Source organism: Mycobacterium sp. SMC-2 (assembly GCF_025263485.1).
In the GTDB taxonomy this organism is placed as follows: domain Bacteria; phylum Actinomycetota; class Actinomycetes; order Mycobacteriales; family Mycobacteriaceae; genus Mycobacterium.
The window spans coordinates 346,405-366,049 of the sequence record NZ_CP079863.1; the positions used below are offsets into that span (position 1 = coordinate 346,405).

General features: G+C 69.6%; 20 protein-coding genes. 3 read left to right on the forward strand and 17 right to left on the reverse strand.

Annotated features, from left to right (window positions below):
• Positions 1-3: 3 nt before the first annotated feature.
• The 12 genes from egtE to KXD96_RS01840 form a co-directional block, all read right to left on the reverse strand.
• Positions 4-1,152, reverse strand: a complete 1,149-nt coding sequence (egtE, locus tag KXD96_RS01785; protein WP_260742584.1) for an ergothioneine biosynthesis PLP-dependent enzyme EgtE — start codon at positions 1,150-1,152, stop codon at positions 4-6.
• Positions 1,149-2,114: an L-histidine N(alpha)-methyltransferase gene (gene egtD, locus KXD96_RS01790; RefSeq protein WP_260742585.1), complete on the reverse strand. Its 966-nt coding sequence runs from the start codon at positions 2,112-2,114 to the stop codon at positions 1,149-1,151. Before egtD ends, egtE begins: the two co-directional genes overlap by 4 nt.
• Positions 2,111-2,824 carry an ergothioneine biosynthesis protein EgtC gene (gene egtC / locus KXD96_RS01795; protein WP_260742586.1) on the reverse strand — a complete coding sequence of 238 codons (714 nt, stop codon included), beginning with the start codon at positions 2,822-2,824 and terminating at the stop codon, positions 2,111-2,113. The genes egtD and egtC overlap by 4 nt, the downstream gene beginning before the upstream one ends.
• The gene (gene egtB / locus KXD96_RS01800) at positions 2,824-4,113 is read right to left on the reverse strand and encodes an ergothioneine biosynthesis protein EgtB (RefSeq protein ID WP_260742587.1); all 1,290 of its coding nucleotides are present in this window, start codon (positions 4,111-4,113) and stop codon (positions 2,824-2,826) included. The genes egtC and egtB overlap by 1 nt, the downstream gene beginning before the upstream one ends.
• Positions 4,110-5,384 (reverse strand): ergothioneine biosynthesis glutamate--cysteine ligase EgtA, encoded by a 1,275-nt coding sequence (egtA, locus tag KXD96_RS01805; RefSeq protein ID WP_260742588.1) that lies wholly within the window; start codon positions 5,382-5,384, stop codon positions 4,110-4,112. Before egtA ends, egtB begins: the two co-directional genes overlap by 4 nt.
• A 156-nt stretch (positions 5,385-5,540) precedes the next feature.
• Positions 5,541-6,188 (reverse strand): sensor domain-containing protein, encoded by a 648-nt coding sequence (locus KXD96_RS01810; protein WP_260745588.1) that lies wholly within the window; start codon positions 6,186-6,188, stop codon positions 5,541-5,543.
• Between the two features lie 103 nt (positions 6,189-6,291).
• Positions 6,292-7,734: a catalase gene (locus KXD96_RS01815; protein WP_260742589.1), complete on the reverse strand. Its 1,443-nt coding sequence runs from the start codon at positions 7,732-7,734 to the stop codon at positions 6,292-6,294.
• A 69-nt stretch (positions 7,735-7,803) separates the two neighbouring features.
• Positions 7,804-8,310, reverse strand: coding sequence for a hypothetical protein (locus KXD96_RS01820; RefSeq protein ID WP_260742590.1), 507 nt, complete (start codon positions 8,308-8,310; stop codon positions 7,804-7,806).
• Positions 8,311-8,466: 156 nt separating this feature from the next.
• Positions 8,467-8,832: a hypothetical protein gene (locus KXD96_RS01825; protein ID WP_260742591.1), complete on the reverse strand. Its 366-nt coding sequence runs from the start codon at positions 8,830-8,832 to the stop codon at positions 8,467-8,469.
• A gap of 80 nt (positions 8,833-8,912) precedes the next feature.
• The gene (locus KXD96_RS01830) at positions 8,913-10,055 is read right to left on the reverse strand and encodes a DUF4185 domain-containing protein (RefSeq protein ID WP_260742592.1); all 1,143 of its coding nucleotides are present in this window, start codon (positions 10,053-10,055) and stop codon (positions 8,913-8,915) included.
• Between the two features lie 7 nt (positions 10,056-10,062).
• A complete protein-coding gene (locus KXD96_RS01835; protein ID WP_260742593.1) occupies positions 10,063-11,097 on the reverse strand; it encodes an aspartate-semialdehyde dehydrogenase in 1,035 nt (344 codons plus the stop codon).
• A complete protein-coding gene (locus tag KXD96_RS01840) occupies positions 11,098-12,363 on the reverse strand; it encodes an aspartate kinase (RefSeq protein ID WP_260742594.1) in 1,266 nt (421 codons plus the stop codon). It lies immediately after the preceding gene.
• A gap of 298 nt (positions 12,364-12,661) precedes the next feature.
• Between KXD96_RS01840 and leuA the strand changes: the two genes are divergently transcribed.
• Positions 12,662-14,506, forward strand: a complete 1,845-nt coding sequence (gene leuA, locus KXD96_RS01845) for a 2-isopropylmalate synthase (RefSeq protein ID WP_260742595.1) — start codon at positions 12,662-12,664, stop codon at positions 14,504-14,506.
• On the opposite strand, the gene KXD96_RS01850 is transcribed toward leuA, so the two are convergent.
• Genes KXD96_RS01850 through KXD96_RS01860 form a run of 3 tightly spaced genes read right to left on the reverse strand, consistent with a single transcriptional unit; the run spans position 14,503 to position 16,559 of the window.
• A complete protein-coding gene (locus tag KXD96_RS01850) occupies positions 14,503-15,075 on the reverse strand; it encodes a TetR/AcrR family transcriptional regulator (protein WP_260742596.1) in 573 nt (190 codons plus the stop codon). The genes leuA and KXD96_RS01850 overlap by 4 nt on opposite strands.
• Positions 15,075-15,524, reverse strand: coding sequence for a hypothetical protein (locus KXD96_RS01855; RefSeq protein WP_260742597.1), 450 nt, complete (start codon positions 15,522-15,524; stop codon positions 15,075-15,077). The genes KXD96_RS01850 and KXD96_RS01855 overlap by 1 nt, the downstream gene beginning before the upstream one ends.
• A gap of 42 nt (positions 15,525-15,566) precedes the next feature.
• Positions 15,567-16,559: a DEDDh family exonuclease gene (locus tag KXD96_RS01860; protein WP_260742598.1), complete on the reverse strand. Its 993-nt coding sequence runs from the start codon at positions 16,557-16,559 to the stop codon at positions 15,567-15,569.
• 72 nt (positions 16,560-16,631) lie between these two features.
• On the opposite strand from KXD96_RS01860, the gene KXD96_RS01865 reads away from it, so the two are divergent.
• Positions 16,632-17,861, forward strand: coding sequence for a Mur ligase family protein (locus KXD96_RS01865; protein WP_260742599.1), 1,230 nt, complete (start codon positions 16,632-16,634; stop codon positions 17,859-17,861).
• On the forward strand, positions 17,854-18,561 hold the full coding sequence (locus tag KXD96_RS01870; protein ID WP_260742600.1) for a type 1 glutamine amidotransferase: 708 nt from the start codon (positions 17,854-17,856) through the stop codon (positions 18,559-18,561). Before KXD96_RS01865 ends, KXD96_RS01870 begins: the two co-directional genes overlap by 8 nt.
• A gap of 96 nt (positions 18,562-18,657) precedes the next feature.
• Here KXD96_RS01870 and recR read toward each other — a convergent pair whose 3' ends face one another.
• Both recR and KXD96_RS01880 read right to left on the reverse strand, forming a co-directional pair.
• Positions 18,658-19,269, reverse strand: a complete 612-nt coding sequence (gene recR, locus KXD96_RS01875; protein ID WP_260742601.1) for a recombination mediator RecR — start codon at positions 19,267-19,269, stop codon at positions 18,658-18,660.
• Positions 19,270-19,282: 13 nt separating this feature from the next.
• Positions 19,283-19,630, reverse strand: coding sequence for a YbaB/EbfC family nucleoid-associated protein (locus KXD96_RS01880; RefSeq protein WP_260742602.1), 348 nt, complete (start codon positions 19,628-19,630; stop codon positions 19,283-19,285).
• Positions 19,631-19,645: the final 15 nt, after the last annotated feature.

Below are 19,645 nucleotides of genomic sequence, written 5' to 3' on the forward strand. Positions count from 1 at the left end.
CGATCAAGCCGATGTCGCCGCCGTCGCGGCGATCAGCGCCTCGGCGAAGGTCTCCAGATCGTCGGCCGTGGTGTCGACGTGCGGCGAGATCCGCAGCCTCGGCCCAGCCAGCTCCAGGGGCGCCCGCCGCACACCGACGAAGGTGGTGAGGATCCGCTGCTCGGCGAGCAGCCACGACCGCACGGCTTGCGGGTCGGCCCCGTCGACCGGGGCCAGGGTGGTGATGGCGCTGGGCTCCTCGACCTCTTCGACCACGGCCCAGCCGGCCACGTCGGCCAGCACCCGGCGGCTGGTGGCGCCCAGCTCGGCCAACCCGGCCCGCACCGCTTGCGGCCCGTACGCCAGATGCTCCCCGAGCGCCAGCGAAAAGCCAACGCGCGCGGCGGTATTGGCCTCGCCGAATTCGAGTTGCTGCGCCACCGTGAACGACCCCGCGAGCCAGTCCGGCGCCGCCAGCCTTGGCCGCAAGCGCTCCATCAGCTCGCGGCGCGCCGCCAGCGCCCCGACGCCGCGCGGCCCCGCGATCCACTTGCGCGACGACCCATAGGTCACGTCGGCGCCGACGGCGCAGTCCACCTGGCCCAGCGCCTGGGCGGCGTCGACGACGAGCGGCAAGCCCAACTCGCGGCACAGCTGCGCCACCATCGACAACGGCTGCACCACACCGCTGTGGCTGCCGACCGCGGTCAGGTGGACCAGATCGGGCGGGTCGGCCTCGAGCTGCAGGGCCGCGTCGTCGAGCGCCACCCGGCCATCCTCCAGCGCGGGCAGCAGCTGACGGTCGAAGCCATGGGCGGCCAGCATCGCCAGGTTGGGGCCGTACTCGCCGGGCAGGCACGCCACCCTGCGGCGGTCCGCCGGCCACGCGCCGAGCAGCAGATCCAGCGCGTTCAGGGAGCCGGTGGTGAACACCACCTCGGCGTCGGGCATGCCGGCCAGCGCGGCGAAGGCGGCGCGTCCGGCGTCCAGCGTGGGCGCGGCCGCCTCGGCCGCGACGTAGCCGCCGACCTCGGATTCGTTGCGCGCGTGCTGGGTGGCGGCATCGATCACCGCGAGGCTCTGCCGCGAACAGGCGGCGCTGTCCAGGTGCAGCCCGGCCGCTGGCAGGCGGGCCGCCCGCCAGCGCTCCGCCAGCGAACCGCAGGCGGTCACTTCACGGCCAACGACAACCCGAAATCCCCCGCGGCGTCCGTCCACCACCGGGTGGGACGCAGTCCCACGTCGGCCAATTCGGTGCTCACCCCGTCCGGGCGGAACTTGCACGACACCTCGGTGAGCATCTCCTCGCCGGCCGCGAAATCGACGGTCAGGTCCAGCGCGTCGACGCGCACCCGCTGGCCACGGCCGGCGCGCAACCACATCTCGATGCGTTCCTCTTCGGCGTTCCAGCGGGCCACGTGCTGGAAGGCCTCGACGTCGAAATCGGCGTCGAGCTGCCGGTTGATCACCGCCAGCACGTTGCGGTTGAACGCCGCCGTCACGCCGGCCGAGTCGTCGTAGGCCCGCACCAGCCGGCCGGTGTCTTTGACCAGATCCGTGCCCAGCAGCAGGCTGTCCCCCGACCGCATCTGCGCGGACAGGCTCGAGAGGAACTCCGCGCGCGGTCCCGGGGTCAGGTTGCCGATCGTCGAGCCCAGGAACACGAACAGGCGTCGCCCACCGGCGGGGATCTCGGTCAGGTGTTCCTCGAAATCGCCGCAGACGGCGTTGATTTCGACGCCGTCGTATTCCCGCTGGATGGCCGCCGCGGCCGTGGACAGGATGCCGGCGTCGACGTCGAACGGAACAAACCTGCGCAGCGATCCGCGCTCGCGCAGCGCGTCGAGCAGCAGCCGCGTCTTCTCCGACGTCCCGCTGCCCAACTCCACCAGGGTGTCGGCCTCGCTGGCCGCCGCGACCTCGGCCGACCGCGCGCGCAGGATCTCGGCCTCGGCACGGGTCGGGTAGTACTCGGGCAACCGGGTGATCTGATCGAACAGATGACTGCCCAGCGAATCGTAGAACCACTTGGGCGGCAACGATTTCGGCGTCTGTTGCAAGCCGTCGAACACATCGCGTCGCAACGCCTGGTACGCGGAGTCGGCGGCGAGGTGGTTTGCCAGTGTCAGCGTCATCGATAACCTTCCGAGCGATCCAGCGGGGTCAGCGCGACGCCCGTCGCGGTGACCTCGACGAGGTGGCGGTCCGGCACGTCCTCCCAGTCGGAGTCGTTGTCGTAGGGCTCGCTGGCCAGCACGACACCGTCCGCGCGGCGCAGGACGGAAAGGGTGTCCCCCCAGGTAGTCGCCACCAGGCGAGAACCGTTGGCGGCCAAGATGTTCAGCCGGGCATTCGGGTCCGCCGCCGCTATCTCGGTGATGGTCTCGCCGAGCGCATCGAGGCCGCGTTCGAAGATGACGGCCGCGAGCAACGCGCTGTCACAGACGGATTCGGCCTGCGACGTCGCGGGCAACACGGCACGGTCGACCACCCCGTTGTGCGACAACAACCACTGGCCGTCGGTGAACGGTGCCGTCGCGCTGACGTCGATGGGCATGCCGACCGTCGCCGAGCGCACGGCGGCCACCACGCAGCGGCTGCGCAGCGCCGGCGCGATGGACTCGAACGACACGTCACCCCACAACGGCGCCTGGCTGCGCCAGCGGCGCGGCACAACGCCTTGCGCAGAGTGATCGAAAAAGCCTACGCCCCAACCGTCGGCGTTGAGCAGGCAGTGCTTCTGCCGGCGGGGTGCGTACGACTGCACCCGCAGGCCATACGGCGGGTCCAGCACCAGCGAGGAGACGGTGACGTCGGCCCCTAGCCAGCCCAGGTGACGGCACATCAGGCGAAATCCTCTGCGTCCCAAGCCAACCGGACACCCGAGAAGATCTGGCGCCGGATCGGATGGTCCCAGTTGCGGAAGCTCGGCCGCAGGATGGTGGGCTCCACGGCCCACGAGCCCCCGCGCAACACGCGGTAGTCGCCCTCGAAGAACGGTTGCGAGTAGCGCTCGTAGATCATCGGGGCGAAACCGGGCCAGGGCCGCAGCGGCGAGGCGGTCCACTCCCACACGTCGCCGAGCATCTGCTCCGCCCCGTACGCCGAGGCTCCGGCCGGGTAGGCCCCGACGGGCGCCGGGCGCAACGCCGTTCCACCCAGATTAACGAGGGCATCGGAGGGCGGCTGCGCGCCCCACGGGTAGCGGCGCCGGCTCTCGGTGGCGGGATCCCACGCGCAGGCCTTCTCCCACTCCATCTCGGTTGGCAGCCGCGCGCCGGCCCAGGCCGCGTAGGCCTCGGCCTCGAAGTAGGTGACATGCTGCACCGGTTCGTCGGCGGGAATGTCTTCGACGTGGCCGAACCGGGTGCGCGTGCGCCCGTCGGGGCTCCAGAACTGCGGGGCGGTCAGGCCCGCGCGCCGGCGGTGCTCCCAGCCGCGCTCGGACCACCAGCGCGGCTGCAGGTACCCGCCGTCCTCGATGAATTGCCGCCATTCGCCGTTGGTGACCGGCACCCGGCCGATCCGGAACGCCGGCAGCTCGACGACGTGGGCGGGCCGCTCGTTGTCCAGCGAGTACGGCTCGCTCGCGGCGTCCACGCCCAGCACGAACGGGCCGGCGGGCACCAGCACCGAGGTGCCGGCCACCCCGGGCCGGCCGGGGGGCAAAGCCGCCGAGTCGCGCAGCAGCGGGGCGCCGGTGCGCAGGTTCAACGCCTGCAACATGGTTTCGTCGTGCTGGTTCTCGTGGCTGATCACCAACGCGAACGCGAAGCCGTCGGCGTCCTCGGGCAGGGCGTCCAGGGCATCGAGGGCGGCCGACCGCACCGTCCGGCAATACGACCGCGCGCGGTCCGGGGACAGCAGCGGCAAGTCGGCCCGGCTCGCGCGCGAGTGCACGAAGGCGTCGTAGAGGCCCTCGACGGCGGGTGGCAACATGCCGGGCCGGGCGGGGTCACCGCCGCGCAGCAACCAGAGCTCCTCCTGCTGACCGATGTGCGCGAGGTCCCACACCAGCGGGCTCATCAGCGGGTCGTACTGCCGGCACAGTTCGGCGTCGTCGAAGTCGACCAGCCGCAACGTCCGTGCTCGCGCCCGCGTCAAATCGTCGGCAAGGCCTGCCCTTAAGGTCACGGCCCCCCTTGCGCCAGTCGCGACACGGTGGGCGCGATGCCGTCCTGAATCACCTGATCGGAGAAGTCGTCACCGGGACATCGGCCCCGCTCGACCGCGTCGAGGAGGCGCTGCATCGAATCGCCGAGTTCGGGGGGTGCCAGCCGGGCGGCGACGGCCACGCACTTGATGGCCGCGGCGTACAGCCGCCGGTCACGCAGGCCCAATCGGGCCGCGGTGTCCCAGGCGGTGGCCACCGGCTCGACCGCCTCGGCCGCGATGTCGGCGGCGACCGGGTCGTCGAGCAGCGCCGCCAGGGTGAAGACCACGGCCGGCCAGAAGTCGTCCGGCAGGCTGTCGAGATAGCGGATCTCAAGCCACTGCCTCGGGCGCACGGGCGGAAACAGCGTGGTCAGGTGGTATTCCAGGTCGGCCACGGTCGGACGGCGATCACCCAGGAGCGCCCGGCCGTCGACCCAGTCGGCGAAGGGCACCCAGTGCGTGACCGGCACGGCGTCCGGGTTGTTCACCAGCATCACCGGGGCCTTGAGCGCGTAGCGCGCCCAGTCGGTGCCCGGTTCGTCGCCGCTGACCCCAAGGATGGGCCCGCACCGCGCCGAGTCCATCTGCCCCCACACCCGCTGGCGGGTCGAGGCCCACCCGGTGAACTCGCCACGCAGCATCGGGGAGTTCGCGGCTATCGCGATCATGGTGGGGCCCAGCGCGTGCGCGAGCCGCACCCGCGCCGCCCAGCCGGCGCGCGGCCCGGCGTCCAGGTTGACCTGAATGGACGCGGTGGACGTCATCATCGCCGAGCCCGCATCACCCGAGCGGCTGGACACGAAGAACTGCTCCATGGCGCGGTATCGCGGGCCCGGGTTGATGCGCTTGGGCGGGCGCAGGGGATCGGCCCCCAGGAAAACCAGACCCAGCCCGGCGTCGGCGAACGCCGACCGCAGCACGGCCTGGTCTTGCCGCATCGCGTCGATGGCGGCCACCGCCCCGTCGGCCGGCGGACCGGACAACTCCACCGCACCGCCGGGTTCCACCGTGATCCGGCTGCCGCCCGGCAACTCCGGCAAGAGCGCCAGGACCTCGGCGATCTCGTCCCAGCCGGGCCTGCGGTGCGGGTCGGCCGCGTCGTGGCAGTGGGCTTCCAGCTCCAGACCCACGCGCCCGAGGGGGGCATCCGCCAGGCAGCCGTCGGCGATGTAGCTCGCGGCGGATTTGGAATCGGCCAGCTCGGGGCTGCCCAGCTCGGAGCGGGCGGTAGTGATGGCGGCGAACGTCATATCACTATCCCTTCGGGCCTGAGCAAGCCTGAACGTGCGTCCGCGGACCGCTTCCCCCAACCGGCTAAGGCAACGGTAACCGCCACTACTTCATCTAACAGATGGCCCCGACATATTCCCGTCCTCGCCGGATTTCAAGCGGACGCAGCACCCGGCTCACTGGCCCAGCGCGTTCTGCATCGCCCCGGCCAGCACGTTGACCGCCGGCCCGGCGTTGCCAGACTGGCAGACCTTGGCCTGCAGCAACACGTTTTCCCGCAGCCTGGTTTGATTGAAGCACCGCCGATCGGTGCCGGCTTCCTGCTTGGTCCAGTTCGCATCGGCGGCACCGGGCGGCCCGCCGTCGAACGACCACACCTGCGTAACGCCGTTGTCCAGATGCATCGCGGTGGTCTGGCCGGAGCAGCCCACCGTTCGATCCACCACCCGATGGAAAGCGCGGTCGGCGGCGTCGTTGGTGGCAAACACCCCGACCGCCTGCTTGACGAAGTGGGTTTGGTCGTTGGCCGACGTCTGCGTGACGGCACCGTTGAACGATGCCAGATCCGGGTCGTTGTACACCTCCGGCAACCCGATGTCGGCCCAGTTGTTGCACACGGGAACGTCCACCCAGTCGCCCTGCACCGGCTGGGTGAACACCGATTCCCAACCCATGGGGCCCCCGACGATGTTGCCCACCGATCCTTTGCCCAGGACCGCGTAGTTCACCACCCCCGGATCCGACGGGTGCGCCGCCGCAACGGGCGCGCCCAGCGCCGTCCCTACCGCCGCACCCACGGTCACCACCGCGGCCCAGATCCGCATGGTCATGGTTTTCGATCATGCCAGGGCGGCTGCCGTGTAGCGAACGTCGAGTTGTCGGGCCAAATGGTGTCCAAAAGGCCCGACAACTCGACGTTGGACGCGGTTATTTGGCCCGCACGGCCTCTTCGACCTTCTTGCCGAGGTCGGGGTCGACGTTGCGCCAGTACTGGAACACCCGCGACAGCACCGGCTCCTTGACGCCCTTGGAGACATGTCCAATGATGTTGTGCTCCAACCTGTCCCGGGCCGCGTCGTCGAGGACGTCGCGCACCATGGTGCCGGCCTGTCCCCAGTCGTCGTCCTCGGCGTGCAACGTGTAGGCCGCGCGGACCATGTCGCCGTCGGCGTGCCAGCGCACCTCGGCGGCGCGAGCCGGGTCGGCGTGCGGGCCGCCGTAGGAGTTGGGCGCGTAGACGGGGTCGGAGACGTTCTTCACCCGCATCGCGCCGTCCTTCGAGTAGCTGTTCACCTGCACCTTCGGCGTGTTGACGGGGATCTGCCGGTAGTTCGTCCCCAGCCTGGCGCGATGCGCGTCGGAGTAGGAGAACCCGCGGGCCTGCAGCATCTTGTCGGGGCTCAGTCCGGTGCCCGGCACGGTGTTGTTCGGCTCGAAGGCCGCCTGCTCGATCTCGGTGTGGTAATCGGTGACGTTGCGGTTCAGCGTCATCTTGCCGACGTCGATCAACGGGTAGTCGCCGTGCGGCCACACCTTGGTCAGGTCGAACGGGTTGAACCGGTAGTTCCGGGCCTCCTCGTACGGCATGATCTGCATCTTGAGCGTCCAGCTGGGGTGGTTGCCGCCCTCGATCGCCTCGTAGAGGTCGCGCTGGTGGTAATCGCCGTCCTCGCCGGCCAGCCGGTCCGCGTCCTCCTGGGTCAGGAAGTCGATGCCCTGGTCGGTGATGAAGTGGTACTTCACCCAGAAGATTTCGCCGGCGGCATTGATCCAGCTGTAGGTGTGGCTGCTGTAGCCGTTCATGTTCCGCCACGTCTTGGGAATACCGCGGTCGCCCATCAGCCAGGTCACCTGGTGCGCGGATTCCGGTGAGAGCGTCCAGAAGTCCCACTGCATGTTGTGGTCGCGCAAGTTCGTCGCCTGCATGCGCTTCTGGGACCGGATGAAGTGCTGGAATTTCAGCGGGTCCCGCATGAAGAAGATCGGTGTGTTATTGCCGACCAGGTCGAAATTGCCTTCGCTGGTGTAGAACTTCAGCGCGAAACCTCGCGGGTCGCGCCAGGTGTCCGGGCTGCCGCGCTCGCCGGCGACAGTGGAGAACCTGGCCAGCATGTCCGTCTTGGTGCCGGGCTGAAAGACGGCGGCCCTGGTGTACTTGCTGACGTCGTTGGTGACCTCGAACGTGCCGAAGGCGCCGCCGCCCTTGGCGTGCGGCTGACGCTCCGGGATCCGCTCCCGGTTGAACTGGGCCATCTGCTCGATCAGGTAGTGGTCCTGCAGCAGAATCGGGCCGTCGGGACCGATCGTCAACGACTGGTCGTCGCTGGGCGCAGCGATGCCGGCGTCAGTGGTGGTGAAACTCTCCGTCATGTCGCTATCTCCTCGCTTGCGGGGCTGCCTCCATGTTTGGGCGACGAATGTTCCTGCGCGCCAATTCCGTTACGGACGCGGCGTCGGCGCGGTGGGGCCGGGGCTGACCGCGCTCGCCGGCGGCTGACCTGGGCCGCTCAGACCGGGTCCGCTGGCCGGCCCGCCGGGTCCACCCGGACCGCCCGGCGGCATGGGCACGATCAACCCGGGGCCGCCGTGAGCGCCCGGGCCGTTGCCGGGTCCGGGCCCCCACGGCCCGCCCGGTCCGGGGCCCCACGGCCCGTTGCCCGGTCCGGGCCCGAAACGCCCGTCGCCCGGTCCGGGGGCGCCGGCACCGCCGCTCGGCCTGAACACCGGGCCGTGGTGGTGGTGGCAGTGGTGGTAATGGCCGTATACGAAGGCGCCGGCGAAGAACACCGTGGAGATGATGAAGACGATGCCGGCGACGATGATCACCCACGCGGCGGCGGAATAGAGCCGCGGCGGCCGCACCCGCTCCGGCGGCGGCGGGGCGGTGGCCGCGGCGGCGGGAGGCGGCGGGGTCGGCGGGGTCGAGGGTTCGGGTGTCTCGCTCATGCCTTGAATGATGCCCAGAGGCCCATCGCACGTAACAGGTTCGGCCGACAAACTTGCTGTGAATCCAGACGCGGCGCGCTGCCGGTGACGCAACGACACGCAGCCCGGCGCTCTGGTGAGCACCGGGCTGCTGGTTGTTCGGTCAGTGGGTGAGGATCACGGCGTCCGGGACGGGGCGACCGACGACGGGATCTGGCTGGGGCCGGGGGCGCCGGGGGTCGCCGCGCCCGGTCCGCCCTGCTGGACGCCGGCCGGTCCGCCGGCGCCGGGTCCGGCCGGGCCGCCCATGCGGTGCTGGTGCATCCACGCCGCGTGGTGCTTGTGGTGGTGGTGATGTCCGCCGTGGTGGCCACCGCGGTGGCCGAGGATGAAGCCGGTGAAGAAGATGACGGCGACGATGAACACGATTCCGGCGACGATGGCGACCCACGCGGCGATTTGGAATACCCGCGGGGCCCGGTATGGCGTCGGCGCAGTTGCGGTGGAGGACCGCACGGAGGGGGTTTCAGATGTTTCACTCATGAGACAAATGATGAAGGCGTTAACAATAGTTGCGGCTTTGCGCTAGTTATGTAGCAGCTGTGAGCTGAGCGGCGCGGCGTTTACTCCGGCTTGAACGGATTGACGGCGAACTGGATCACCCGGTACGGCGCGGCCACCCGGGCGCGAGTGTCCCACTGGCTCACGAAGATTCGCAGCTCATCGAGCGTGGAGCCGGGGGAAATATACCCGCCGTACGGTTGCGCGAGCCGGTTGTCGTACGGCGGCGGCAGGCTCTCGGCGGGCTCGGGCCACTCGTCGTGCTGCACCACCGTGGTGACCGGCGCGTCGCCCAACGCCGTCGGGTCGTTGGCGACGCGGACCTCCATGTTGCCCGTGACGGAGTTGAAGTAGGACAGCACGGACTTGCCATCGATTTGCCGAATGCACATCTCGCCCACCGCGTCCGGCCACAGCGGGGTGGGCGGCTTGCCCCAGCCGCCGCCCGGCCCGGCCGCCCAGCCCTGCCATTTGGACCGGTCGATGAACGTTTGCGGGGTGGCCCGATACAGCACGACGGGGTCCCTGCGGGTGAAGCTGTCGGCCACGATGTACACCCAGCCGGTCGGCGAATCCGGGGTGGGGATCGGGTCGTAGTAGCCACTTATCTGCGTCTGCGAGCCGCCCTGGTAGGAGGCGGCCCGCCGGGACCCCGCAATCGTCTGCCAGCCCGCGCGCTCCGGTACGGCCAATACCAGCCGTGAGCTCTGCGGCTCTAGGTCTTTCGTGGTCGTCACCATCAAGTAGTTGTGTCGGTTGACCTGAATCACGCCGGCGGGCAGCTGCGAATCGCCCGGCGGTGTGGGATCGGCCAGCAGGGGCTTGCTGACTCCGGTGACGCCGGTGTAGCGGACTCCACCGGGGTCGTCGACGGACGCGGTGTCGACGCGCAGCGCGATCGGCGAATACCAGCCACCGAACCCGACGCCCTGGCCGGCGAAGCTGTCGCCGCAGACCTGTAGCAGTTCGGTGGGGAACTCGACGAACTCGCAGAGGTCGGTCGCGCCGATGCCGTAGTCCCGGGTCGGGGTGCCGGTGCCGGCGGTCGGGCCGATCCGCAGCACCTGACCGGGCGCCAGCGGCTGCACGATCGGCTCGGGGGCGGGCGCGGGCGGGTCGGCGTGAGCCACCCAAAACCATTGTGGCGCAATCAGAGTCAATGCAAGCGAGCACCGCGCGACCAGTCGGGTGGGGGCGGTGCTCACCCGCTTCTCACAGCTGGGCGGCCAGCAGCTCGGCGATCTGGATGGTGTTCAGCGCCGCCCCCTTGCGCAGGTTGTCCCCCGACACGAACAGGGCCAGGCCGCGCCCGTCGGGCACGCCCGGGTCCTGCCGGATCCGGCCGACCAGGGACTCGTCGACGCCGGCGGCCGCCAGCGGGGTCGGCACGTCGACCACTTTGACCCCGGGTGCGCCGTCGAGCAGGTGCCGGGCGCGCTCGGGTGAGAGCGGGCGGGCGAACTCGGCGTTGATCGACAGCGAGTGCCCGGTGAACACGGGCACCCGCACGCAGGTCCCGCTCACCGCCAGCTCGGGGATGCCGAGGATTTTGCGGCTCTCGTGCCGCAGCTTCTGGTCCTCGTCGGTCTCGCCGGAGCCGTCGTCCACCAGCGAGCCGGCCAGCGGCACCACGTTGAAGGCGATCGGCGCGACGTACGTCTTGGGCGCCGGGAACTCGACCGCGGAGCCGTCGTACACCAACTGCTCGGCGCCGTCGATAACGGCGCGCGCCTGCGTGGCCAGCTCCTCGACCCCGGCCAGCCCGCTGCCGGACACCGCCTGGTAGCTCGAGACCACCAGGCGCACCAGTTCGGCCTCGTCGTGCAGCACCTTGAGCACCGGCATCGCGGCCATCGTGGTGCAGTTCGGGTTGGCGATGATGCCCTTCGGTCGGCGGTGGGCGTCCCGGTCGAAATTCACCTCCGACACCACCAGCGGCACGTCGGGATCCTTGCGCCAGGCCGACGAATTGTCGATCACCGTCACCCCGGCCGCGGCGAACCGCGGCGCCTGCACCAGTGACATGGTCTTGCCGGCGGAGAACAATGCGATGTCCAGGCCGGTCGGGTCGGCCTTGGCGGCGTCCTCGACCTCGATCTCCTGGCCGCGGAATGCCAGCTTGCGGCCCTGCGAGCGGGCCGACGCGAAAAACCGCACCGACGTTGCGGGGAAGTCCCGCTCCTCGAGCAACCTGCGCATCACCTGGCCCACCTGGCCGGTGGCGCCTACAACGCCTATCGCAACCATTTACCTGCCCGTCCCCGCATACACCGTCGCCGACTCGTCGCCGCCGAGTCCGAACGCCTCGTGCAACGCCACGACGGCCTTGTCTAGTTCGGTGTCGCGGCACAGCACGGAGATGCGAATCTCGGAGGTGGAGATCAGCTCGATGTTGACGCCGACCTCCGCCAGGGCCTCACAGAAGGTCGCGGTGACACCGGGGTGGCTGCGCATGCCCGCGCCGATGAGCGACACCTTGCCGATGTGGTCGTCGTAGAGCAGCTGCGTGAAGCCGATCTCGTCCTTGAGCGCGTCCAGCTTGGCCACCGCCGTAGGCCCGCTGTCGCGCGAGCAGGTGAAGGTGATGTCCGTCTTGCCGTCCTCCACTTTGGAGACGTTCTGCAACACCATGTCGATGTTCACGTCGGCGTCGGCGACGGCCCGGAACACCCTGGCCGCATAGCCGGGGATGTCGGGTATGCCGACGATGGTCACCTTCGCCTCGCTGCGGTCGTGCGCGACTCCGGTCAGGATGGGGTCTTCCATGGCGATGTCCTTGATCGATCCGACGACGACGGTGCCTGGTTTGTCCGAGTACGACGAACGGACATGCACCGGAATGTTGTAGCGGCGGGCGTATTCCACACAGCGCAGCATCAGCACCTTCGCGCCGCAGGCCGCCATCTCGAGCATTTCCTCGAACGTCACCGTGTCCAACCGGCGCGCGTTGCGCACGATCCGCGGGTCCGCGGTGAAGATGCCGTCCACGTCGGTGTAGATCTCGCAGACGTCGGCGTGCAGTGCGGCGGCCAGGGCGACGGCGGTAGTGTCCGAACCGCCGCGGCCCAGCGTGGTGACGTCGCGGGTGTCCTGGCTGACGCCCTGGAATCCGGCGACCAGGACGATCCGGCCCTCGTCGAGCGCGTCCCGCAGCCGTCCCGGGGTCACCTCGATGATCTTCGCGTTGCCGTGCGTGCCGGTGGTAATGACGCCGGCTTGCGAACCGGTGAACGAGCGCGCCTCCGCGCCCAGCGATTCGATCGCCATGGCCACCAGCGCGTTGGAAATGCGCTCGCCCGCCGTCAACAGCATGTCGAGTTCCCGGGGTGGCGGGGCCGGGCACACCTGCTGGGCCAGGTCCATCAGGTCGTCGGTGGTGTCGCCCATGGCCGAGACCACGACGACGACGTCGTTTCCCTGCTTCTTGGTCGCGACGATGCGCTCGGCGACACGGCGAATCCGATCGGCATCGGCCACCGAGGATCCGCCGTACTTTTGCACGACGAGCGCCACTGTCTCCCTTTCACGCAGCCATTTAGGTCCAGAACAGAATACGTGCCTGCACACCGCGGTTTTCTCGGCGAGGCATCCGGCGTGAGCTCAGGGCCTTGCGTGTGCGTTCAGGGCGAAACTTTCGCGATTTTCCCGCCATGAACGCACACGGAAAGCCGTCGCCGCACACTCGACGACTTTCGCGCAATTTTCTCCCACGCGCCAATCGCGGTAGAGTTGCCCACGTGCAGCGGGTGCTCCTCCTCGGACGCCGCGACGGGGTCTGATCCAGACCGGCCTCCCGTCGCGGGTGTTCGCGATGCGCCGGTCTGAGGTTCCTTCTGACACCCCCGGAGCAACTACCGTGACTTCCAATCCCGACGCCTATACGTCGACACGATCGATCGCCAAACCCGCCGGCCCGCCGGGGCCCGGCCAGCCCGCCTGGAATCCCCAGCGCGGTTCGGCGATGCCAATCAACCGGTACCGGTCCTTCGCCGATGAGGTCGAGCCCATCCGGCTGCCCGACCGCACCTGGCCCGACCGCGTCATCAACAGCGCCCCGCTATGGTGCGCGGTGGACCTGCGCGACGGCAACCAGGCGCTGATCGACCCGATGAGCCCGACCCGCAAGCGCCGCATGTTCGATCTGTTGGTGCGCATGGGTTACAAGGAGATCGAGGTCGGTTTCCCCTCGGCCAGTCAAACCGACTTCGACTTCGTCCGCGAGATCATCACCGACGGCGCCATTCCCGACGACGTCACCATCCAGGTGCTGACCCAGTGCCGCCCCGAACTCATCGAGCGCACCTTCACCGCGTGCGAGGGCGCGCCGCGGGCCATCGTGCACTTCTACAACTCGACGTCAATCCTGCAGCGCCGCGTGGTTTTTCGCGCCGACCGGGCCGCCGTGCAGGAGATCGCGGTCCAGGGTGCCCGCAAGTGCGTCGAGGAGGCCGCCAAATACCCCGGCACGCAATGGCGTTTCGAATACTCGCCGGAGTCCTACACCGGAACCGAGCTGGAATACGCCAGGCAGGTGTGCGACGCCGTCGGCGAGATCATCGCGCCCACACCGGACAACCCGATCATCTTCAACCTGCCCGCCACGGTGGAGATGGCCACGCCCAACGTCTACGCCGACTCGATCGAGTGGATGAGCCGTAATCTGGCCAACCGGGAATCCGTCATCTTGAGCCTGCACCCGCACAACGACCGCGGAACGGCCGTCGCCGCAGCCGAATTGGGCTTCGCCGCCGGCGCGGACCGGATCGAGGGCTGCCTGTTCGGCAACGGCGAACGCACCGGCAACGTGTGCCTGGTGACGTTGGGGCTGAACCTGTTCTCCCGCGGCGTCGACCCCCAGATCGACTTCTCCAACATCGACGAGATCCGTCGCACCGTGGAGTACTGCAACCAACTGCCCGTGCACGAGCGTCACCCCTACGGCGGGGACCTGGTCTACACCGCGTTCTCCGGCAGCCATCAGGACGCGATCAACAAGGGTCTGGACCAGATGAAGGTCGACGCGGATGCCGCGGACACCGACGTCGAGGACATGCTGTGGCAGGTGCCGTATCTGCCGATCGACCCCAAGGATGTCGGGCGCACCTACGAGGCCGTGATCCGGGTCAACTCGCAGTCCGGCAAGGGCGGGGTGGCCTACATCATGAAGTCCGACCATGGCCTGGCGCTGCCGCGGCGGCTGCAGATCGAATTCTCGCAGGCGATCCAGAAGATCACCGAGGGCGAGGGCGGCGAGGTCTCCCCGAAGGAGATGTGGGACGCGTTCTACGAGGAGTACCTGGCCCCGGTGTGGCCGCTGGAGCGAATGAAACAGCGGGTCGAGGCGTCGGAAGAAGACAGCGGCACCACCACGATCGCGGCGACGGTGAAGGTCAACGGGGTGGAGACCGAGGTCAGCGGCGCCGGCAACGGCCCCCTGGCGGCGTTCGTCCACGCGCTGGGTGACGTGGGGTTCGATGTCGCGGTGCTCGACTACTCCGAGCATGCGATGAGCGCGGGCGACGACGCCCAGGCCGCCGCGTACGTGGAGGCGTCGGTCAACGGCCGCACGGTGTGGGGCGTCGGCATCGCGCCGTCGATCACCACCGCATCGCTGCGCGCCGTCGTGTCGGCGGTCAACCGCGCGTCCCGGAATTAACGCTGGGCGTCGAAGAATGCGCGCAGCAGTCGCTCCACCAGGCCGGCGGGGTCGTCGGGGGCACCCCCGATGGTCAGGTTGCTGAACACGTAGCCGTTGAGCAGGCGGCTCAACTCCTCCATCTGCTCGGGCTCCGGCGTATAGCCCGCCGCCTCGAAGATCAACGTGGCGGACTTCACCGCGGCCGCCTGCAGATCCTTCAGAAGCGGCCGCAGTTCGGGCCGGCGCGTGCCCTCCATGAACAGCTCGAACCGGGCCAGCGTGTACCGCCGGGCCTGTTCGTCGGGCTCGGAGATCACCCGCGTCATAAGGGCTTTGACGCCGTCGCGGGTGAGCGGCCCGACCGCCGCCCTCAGCGCCTCGACGCGCCGCCAATGCAGCTCGACGGTGCGGGCCGCCGTGGCTTCGAGCAGGGCCTGGCGGGTGCGGAAGTAGTTCGAGGTGGTGCCGGCGGGCAGGCCCGCCCGGTCGTCGACCTCGCGATGCGTCAGGCCCCCCACGCCGACGTCGGCGAGGATGTCGATCGCCGCGTCGAGCAGCTGCGCGCGGCGCCCCGGGTTGGACGGCATCAGTCCTGAAAGCGCAGTCGCCAGAACATCGTCAGGAACGCCGGATAGACGACGATCAAGAGCAGGTAGCTGAACCACATCGGGAACCGGGAGACGAACGTCAGGTCCTTGATCACATAGTCGAGGTAGATGTGGAGCGGCACGCTGCCAGCGATGTAGACCACCGATGCGGTGAACAGCGCCCGATGCCGGTTGTTGGAAAACCGGACGCGCCGCCATACCAGGACACCGGTGATGCCGGCATACGTCATCGGGACGAGCAGGATCCTGTCGTTGGTCAGCGTCGCAGCGTGCTGCAGGGTGTGGGCGTCGCCGAAGATGACGCGGTACAGATGCAGGGCGAATCCGAGCGAGATGGTCAGCATGGCCGCCGGTCGGAAGAAGTAGCCGTGGCGCCGGTAGAACGCCCACCACGAACCCTTGTGTACTACATCGGTAGTGGTACTCATGCCGCGACGATACCACTACGTACGTAGTGGTACAAGCCTCGCTCAGAACAGCGCGAGCTGCTGGTCGACCGTGGTGATGTCGGCGAACTCCTCCATGCTCGTGCCGCCGACGACGGCGCGGACGGAGTCCAGGAATTGCGCGTCGGAGATCACCGGCACCCCGAGCTGTTTGGCCAGGTAGCCCTTCCCCTGATCCGGCGTCGGGTCGTTGCAGACCACCAGCGAAGTCTCCCCGTCGACCGTGTCGCTGTAGGCCAGCCCGGCGTGCAGGATCCGCTCGACCAGTTCCTCGTGGGTGCGGCCGACCTCGGCCGCCAGCGCCACCCGCATGCCCTGCACCAGCGGCCTGCCGGACACGTAGGGCCCGGGGTTGAGATACGGGCAGGGCATCCGCGACGCCAGCACCTTCAACGGGCGCAGCTCGTCATGGGTGACGCGGCCGTTCGGCCACCGGCGCCGGGTCACCGGATGCACCGGCAGCCAGATGTCGCGCTCGCGCGCCCGTTTGAGCGCCGACGCCAGTACACCGGTCAGCACCAGCGCGTCGTCGAAGGCGTCGTGCGGCCGTTCCTGGGTGACGCCCCAGTGCGCCGCGAGGGTCTCCAACCGCAGGTTGTCGATGCCGAGGTCCAACCGCCGGGCCAGCTCGACGGTGCACATCACGGAGTCGATCGGCAGTTCGGCCTCAGCAAGCTCGGCTTCCGCGGCAAGGAACGCGTAGTCGAACGCGACGTTGTGGGCCACCAGCGTGCGGCCGTCCAGCACCTTGATCACGTCGTCGACGACGTCGGCGAATTGCGGCTGGTCTTCCAGCATGGCCGCCGTCAGGCCGTGCACGTGGGTTGGGCCGGGGTCCACGCCGGGGTTGAGCAGGCTGACAACGGATTGCTCCACGCGGCCGTCGACGTCGAGGCCGAGCACCGCCAGGCTGATGACCCTCGCCTGACCGGGCCGAAAACCCGACGTCTCGACGTCGATGACGGCCCAACCCCCGTCCGGCTCGCTCGCCGGCAGCCCCCAGGACACCCGGTTCATGTCGTCAGGATGGCACGTTGGACCGACATCACCGGGTCGCTGCGCGGCCGTGTCGGTCGGTAATCTGCCCGGGTGGTCACCACCCGTGCACGCCTGGCCCTCGCCGCGGGAGCGAGCGCGCGCTGGGCATCGCGGGTGACCGGGCGCGGCGCCGGGTCGATGATCGGCGGCCTGATCGCGATGTCGCTGGACCCCTCGGTGCTGCGTCAGCTCGCGGCCGGCCGGCGCACCGTCGTCGTGACCGGCACCAACGGCAAGTCGACCACCACGCGGATGACCGCTGCCGCTCTGGGCACGCTAGGGCCGGTGGCCACCAACGCCGAGGGCGCCAATATGGACGCCGGCCTGGTGGCCGCGCTGGCCGCGAACCGCGAGGCGCCGCTCGCGGCCCTGGAAGTCGACGAAATGCACGTGCCGCACGTCTCGGACGCCGTCGAGCCCGCCGTCGTCGTGCTGCTGAACTTGTCGCGTGACCAGCTGGACCGGGTCGGCGAGATCAACGTCATCGAACGCACGCTGCGGGCCGGGCTGGCCAGGCGCCCGAAGGCGGTCGTCGTCGCCAACTGCGACGACGTGCTCATGACATCGGCGGCCTACGACAGCCCGAACGTGGTGTGGGTCGCCGCGGGTGGGTCGTGGGCGAACGACTCGGTCAGCTGCCCGCGCAGCGGCGAGGTGATCGTCCGCGACAAGGGCCACTGGTATTCCACCGGCGCCGACTTCAAGCGCCCCAGCCCGCAATGGTGGTTCGACGACCACACCCTGTACGGGCCCGACGGGCTGGCCCTGCCGATGCGGTTGGCGCTGCCGGGCGCGGTGAACCGCGGCAACGCCGCCCAGGCCGTCGCCGCCGCCGTCGCGCTGGGCGCGGATCCTTCGAAGGCGGTGGCGGCCGTGTCGGGCGTCGACGAGGTCGCCGGGCGCTACCGGACCGTCCGCATCGGCGACCACGAGGCGCGGATCCTGCTGGCCAAAAATCCGGCCGGCTGGCAGGAGGCGCTGTCCATGGTCGACAAGCACGCGGCCGGGGTGGTCATCTCGGTCAACGGGCAGGTGCCCGACGGCGAAGACCTGTCCTGGCTGTGGGACGTGCGCTTCGAGGACTTCGAGCAGACGGCGGTGGTCGCCGCAGGCGAACGCGGCACCGACCTCGCGGTGCGCCTCGAATATGCCGGCGTCGACCACACCCTCGTGCACGACACCGTGGAAGCCATCGCGTCCTGCCCGCCGGGGCGGGTCGAGGTCGTCGCCAACTACACCGCGTTCCTCCAGCTGCAGCGGGCACTGGCGCGCCATGGCTGATTCGACCGTGCGGATCGGGCTGGTGCTGCCCGACGTGATGGGCACCTACGGCGACGGCGGCAACGCGCTGGTGCTGCGCCAGCGATTGCGGTTGCGGGGCATCGCCGCAGAGATCGTCGAGATCACGCTGGCCGACCCGGTGCCGGACTCGCTGGACCTCTACACCCTGGGCGGGGCGGAGGACTACGCGCAGCGGTTGGCCACCAAACACCTGCTTCAGTATTCGGGCCTGCAACGCGCCGCCGCCCGAGGCGCACCCGTGCTGGCGATCTGCGCCGCCGTCCAGGTGCTCGGGCAGTGGTACGAGACGTCGGCGGGGGAACGGGTCGACGGCGTGGGCCTCCTCGACGCGACCACCTCGCCGCAGGATGCCCGCACCATCGGCGAGCTGATCACCAAGCCGCTGCTGCCCGGGCTGACCCAACGGCTCACCGGTTTCGAGAACCACCGGGGCGGCACCGTTCTGGGCCCCGCCGCGTCGCCGCTGGGCGCGGTGACCAAGGGCGCGGGCAACCGGGCGGGCGACGGCTACGACGGCGCGGTGCAGGGCAGCGTCGTCGCCACCTACATGCACGGGCCATGCCTGGCCCGCAACCCCGAGCTGGCCGACCTGCTGCTCAGCAGGGTGGTCGGGCAGCTGGCGCCGCTGGAGCTGCCGGAGGTCGAGTTGTTGCGCCGGGAGCGACTGGCCGCCCGCTGACGCGGCCGCCCGCCCAGCGACCCGTTTCCGCGACACGTAAATGGCTGCGGCGACACGCCGGCGGGCGTCGCCATGCTTTATGTCTCGCGCTGCGCGTCAGACCATCGCCCGGCGGCCGGCGAGCGCGCGGCCCAGCGTCAGTTCGTCGGCGAACTCCAAGTCGCCCCCCATCGGTAGCCCGGACGCGATCCGCGTCACGGTCAGGCCCGGGATGTCGCGCAGCATGCGGACCAGGTAGGTGGCGGTCGCCTCCCCCTCGGTGTTGGGGTCGGTGGCGATGATCACCTCGGTGATGTCGACGCCGTCGACCCGTTCCCCGATCCGGCTCAGCAGCTCGCGGATCCGCAGCTGATCGGGCCCCACCCCGGACAACGGATCCAGCGCGCCGCCCAGCACGTGGTAGCGGCCGCGGAACTCGCGGGTGCGCTCGACGGCCTGCACATCCTTGGGCTCCTCGACGACACACACCAGCGAGCCGTCGCGCCGGGGGTCCGAACAGATCCGGCAGCGCTCGTTATCGGAGACGTTGCCGCACACCGCGCAGAACCGCACGCCGTCGCGGACCTTCCCCAGCGCCGCGGTCAACCGGTCGATATCCGGCGGCTCGACCGACAACAGGTGGAAGGCGATACGCTGGGCGCTCTTTGGCCCGATACCCGGCAGCTTGCCGAGCTCGTCGATCAAATCCTGGACGGGTCCTTCAAACATGTCGATGGAAGAGCTAGAGCTCCGGCGCCGGGGCCGGCGGTTGGCCCGGCGGTGGCCCGCCGAGTCCGCCGGCCAGCGCGCCCAGCCGCTCCTGCGCCATGCGGGTGACCTGCTTGGAAGCGTCGCCCATGGCCCCGACGATCAGGTCCTGCAGCGTCTCGACGTCCGCGGGGTCGACGACCTGGGGATCGATGCGCACGGCGACCACCTCGCCGCTGCCTTTCACCGTCACCTTGACCAACCCGCCGCCGGCCTGCCCGTGCACCTCGGCGTTGGCGAGCTGTTGCTGGGCTTCCATCAACTTCTGCTGCATCTGCTGCGCCTGGGCCAGCAGCGCCGACATGTCGCCTCCGGGTTGCATGACAGTCCCCTCGCA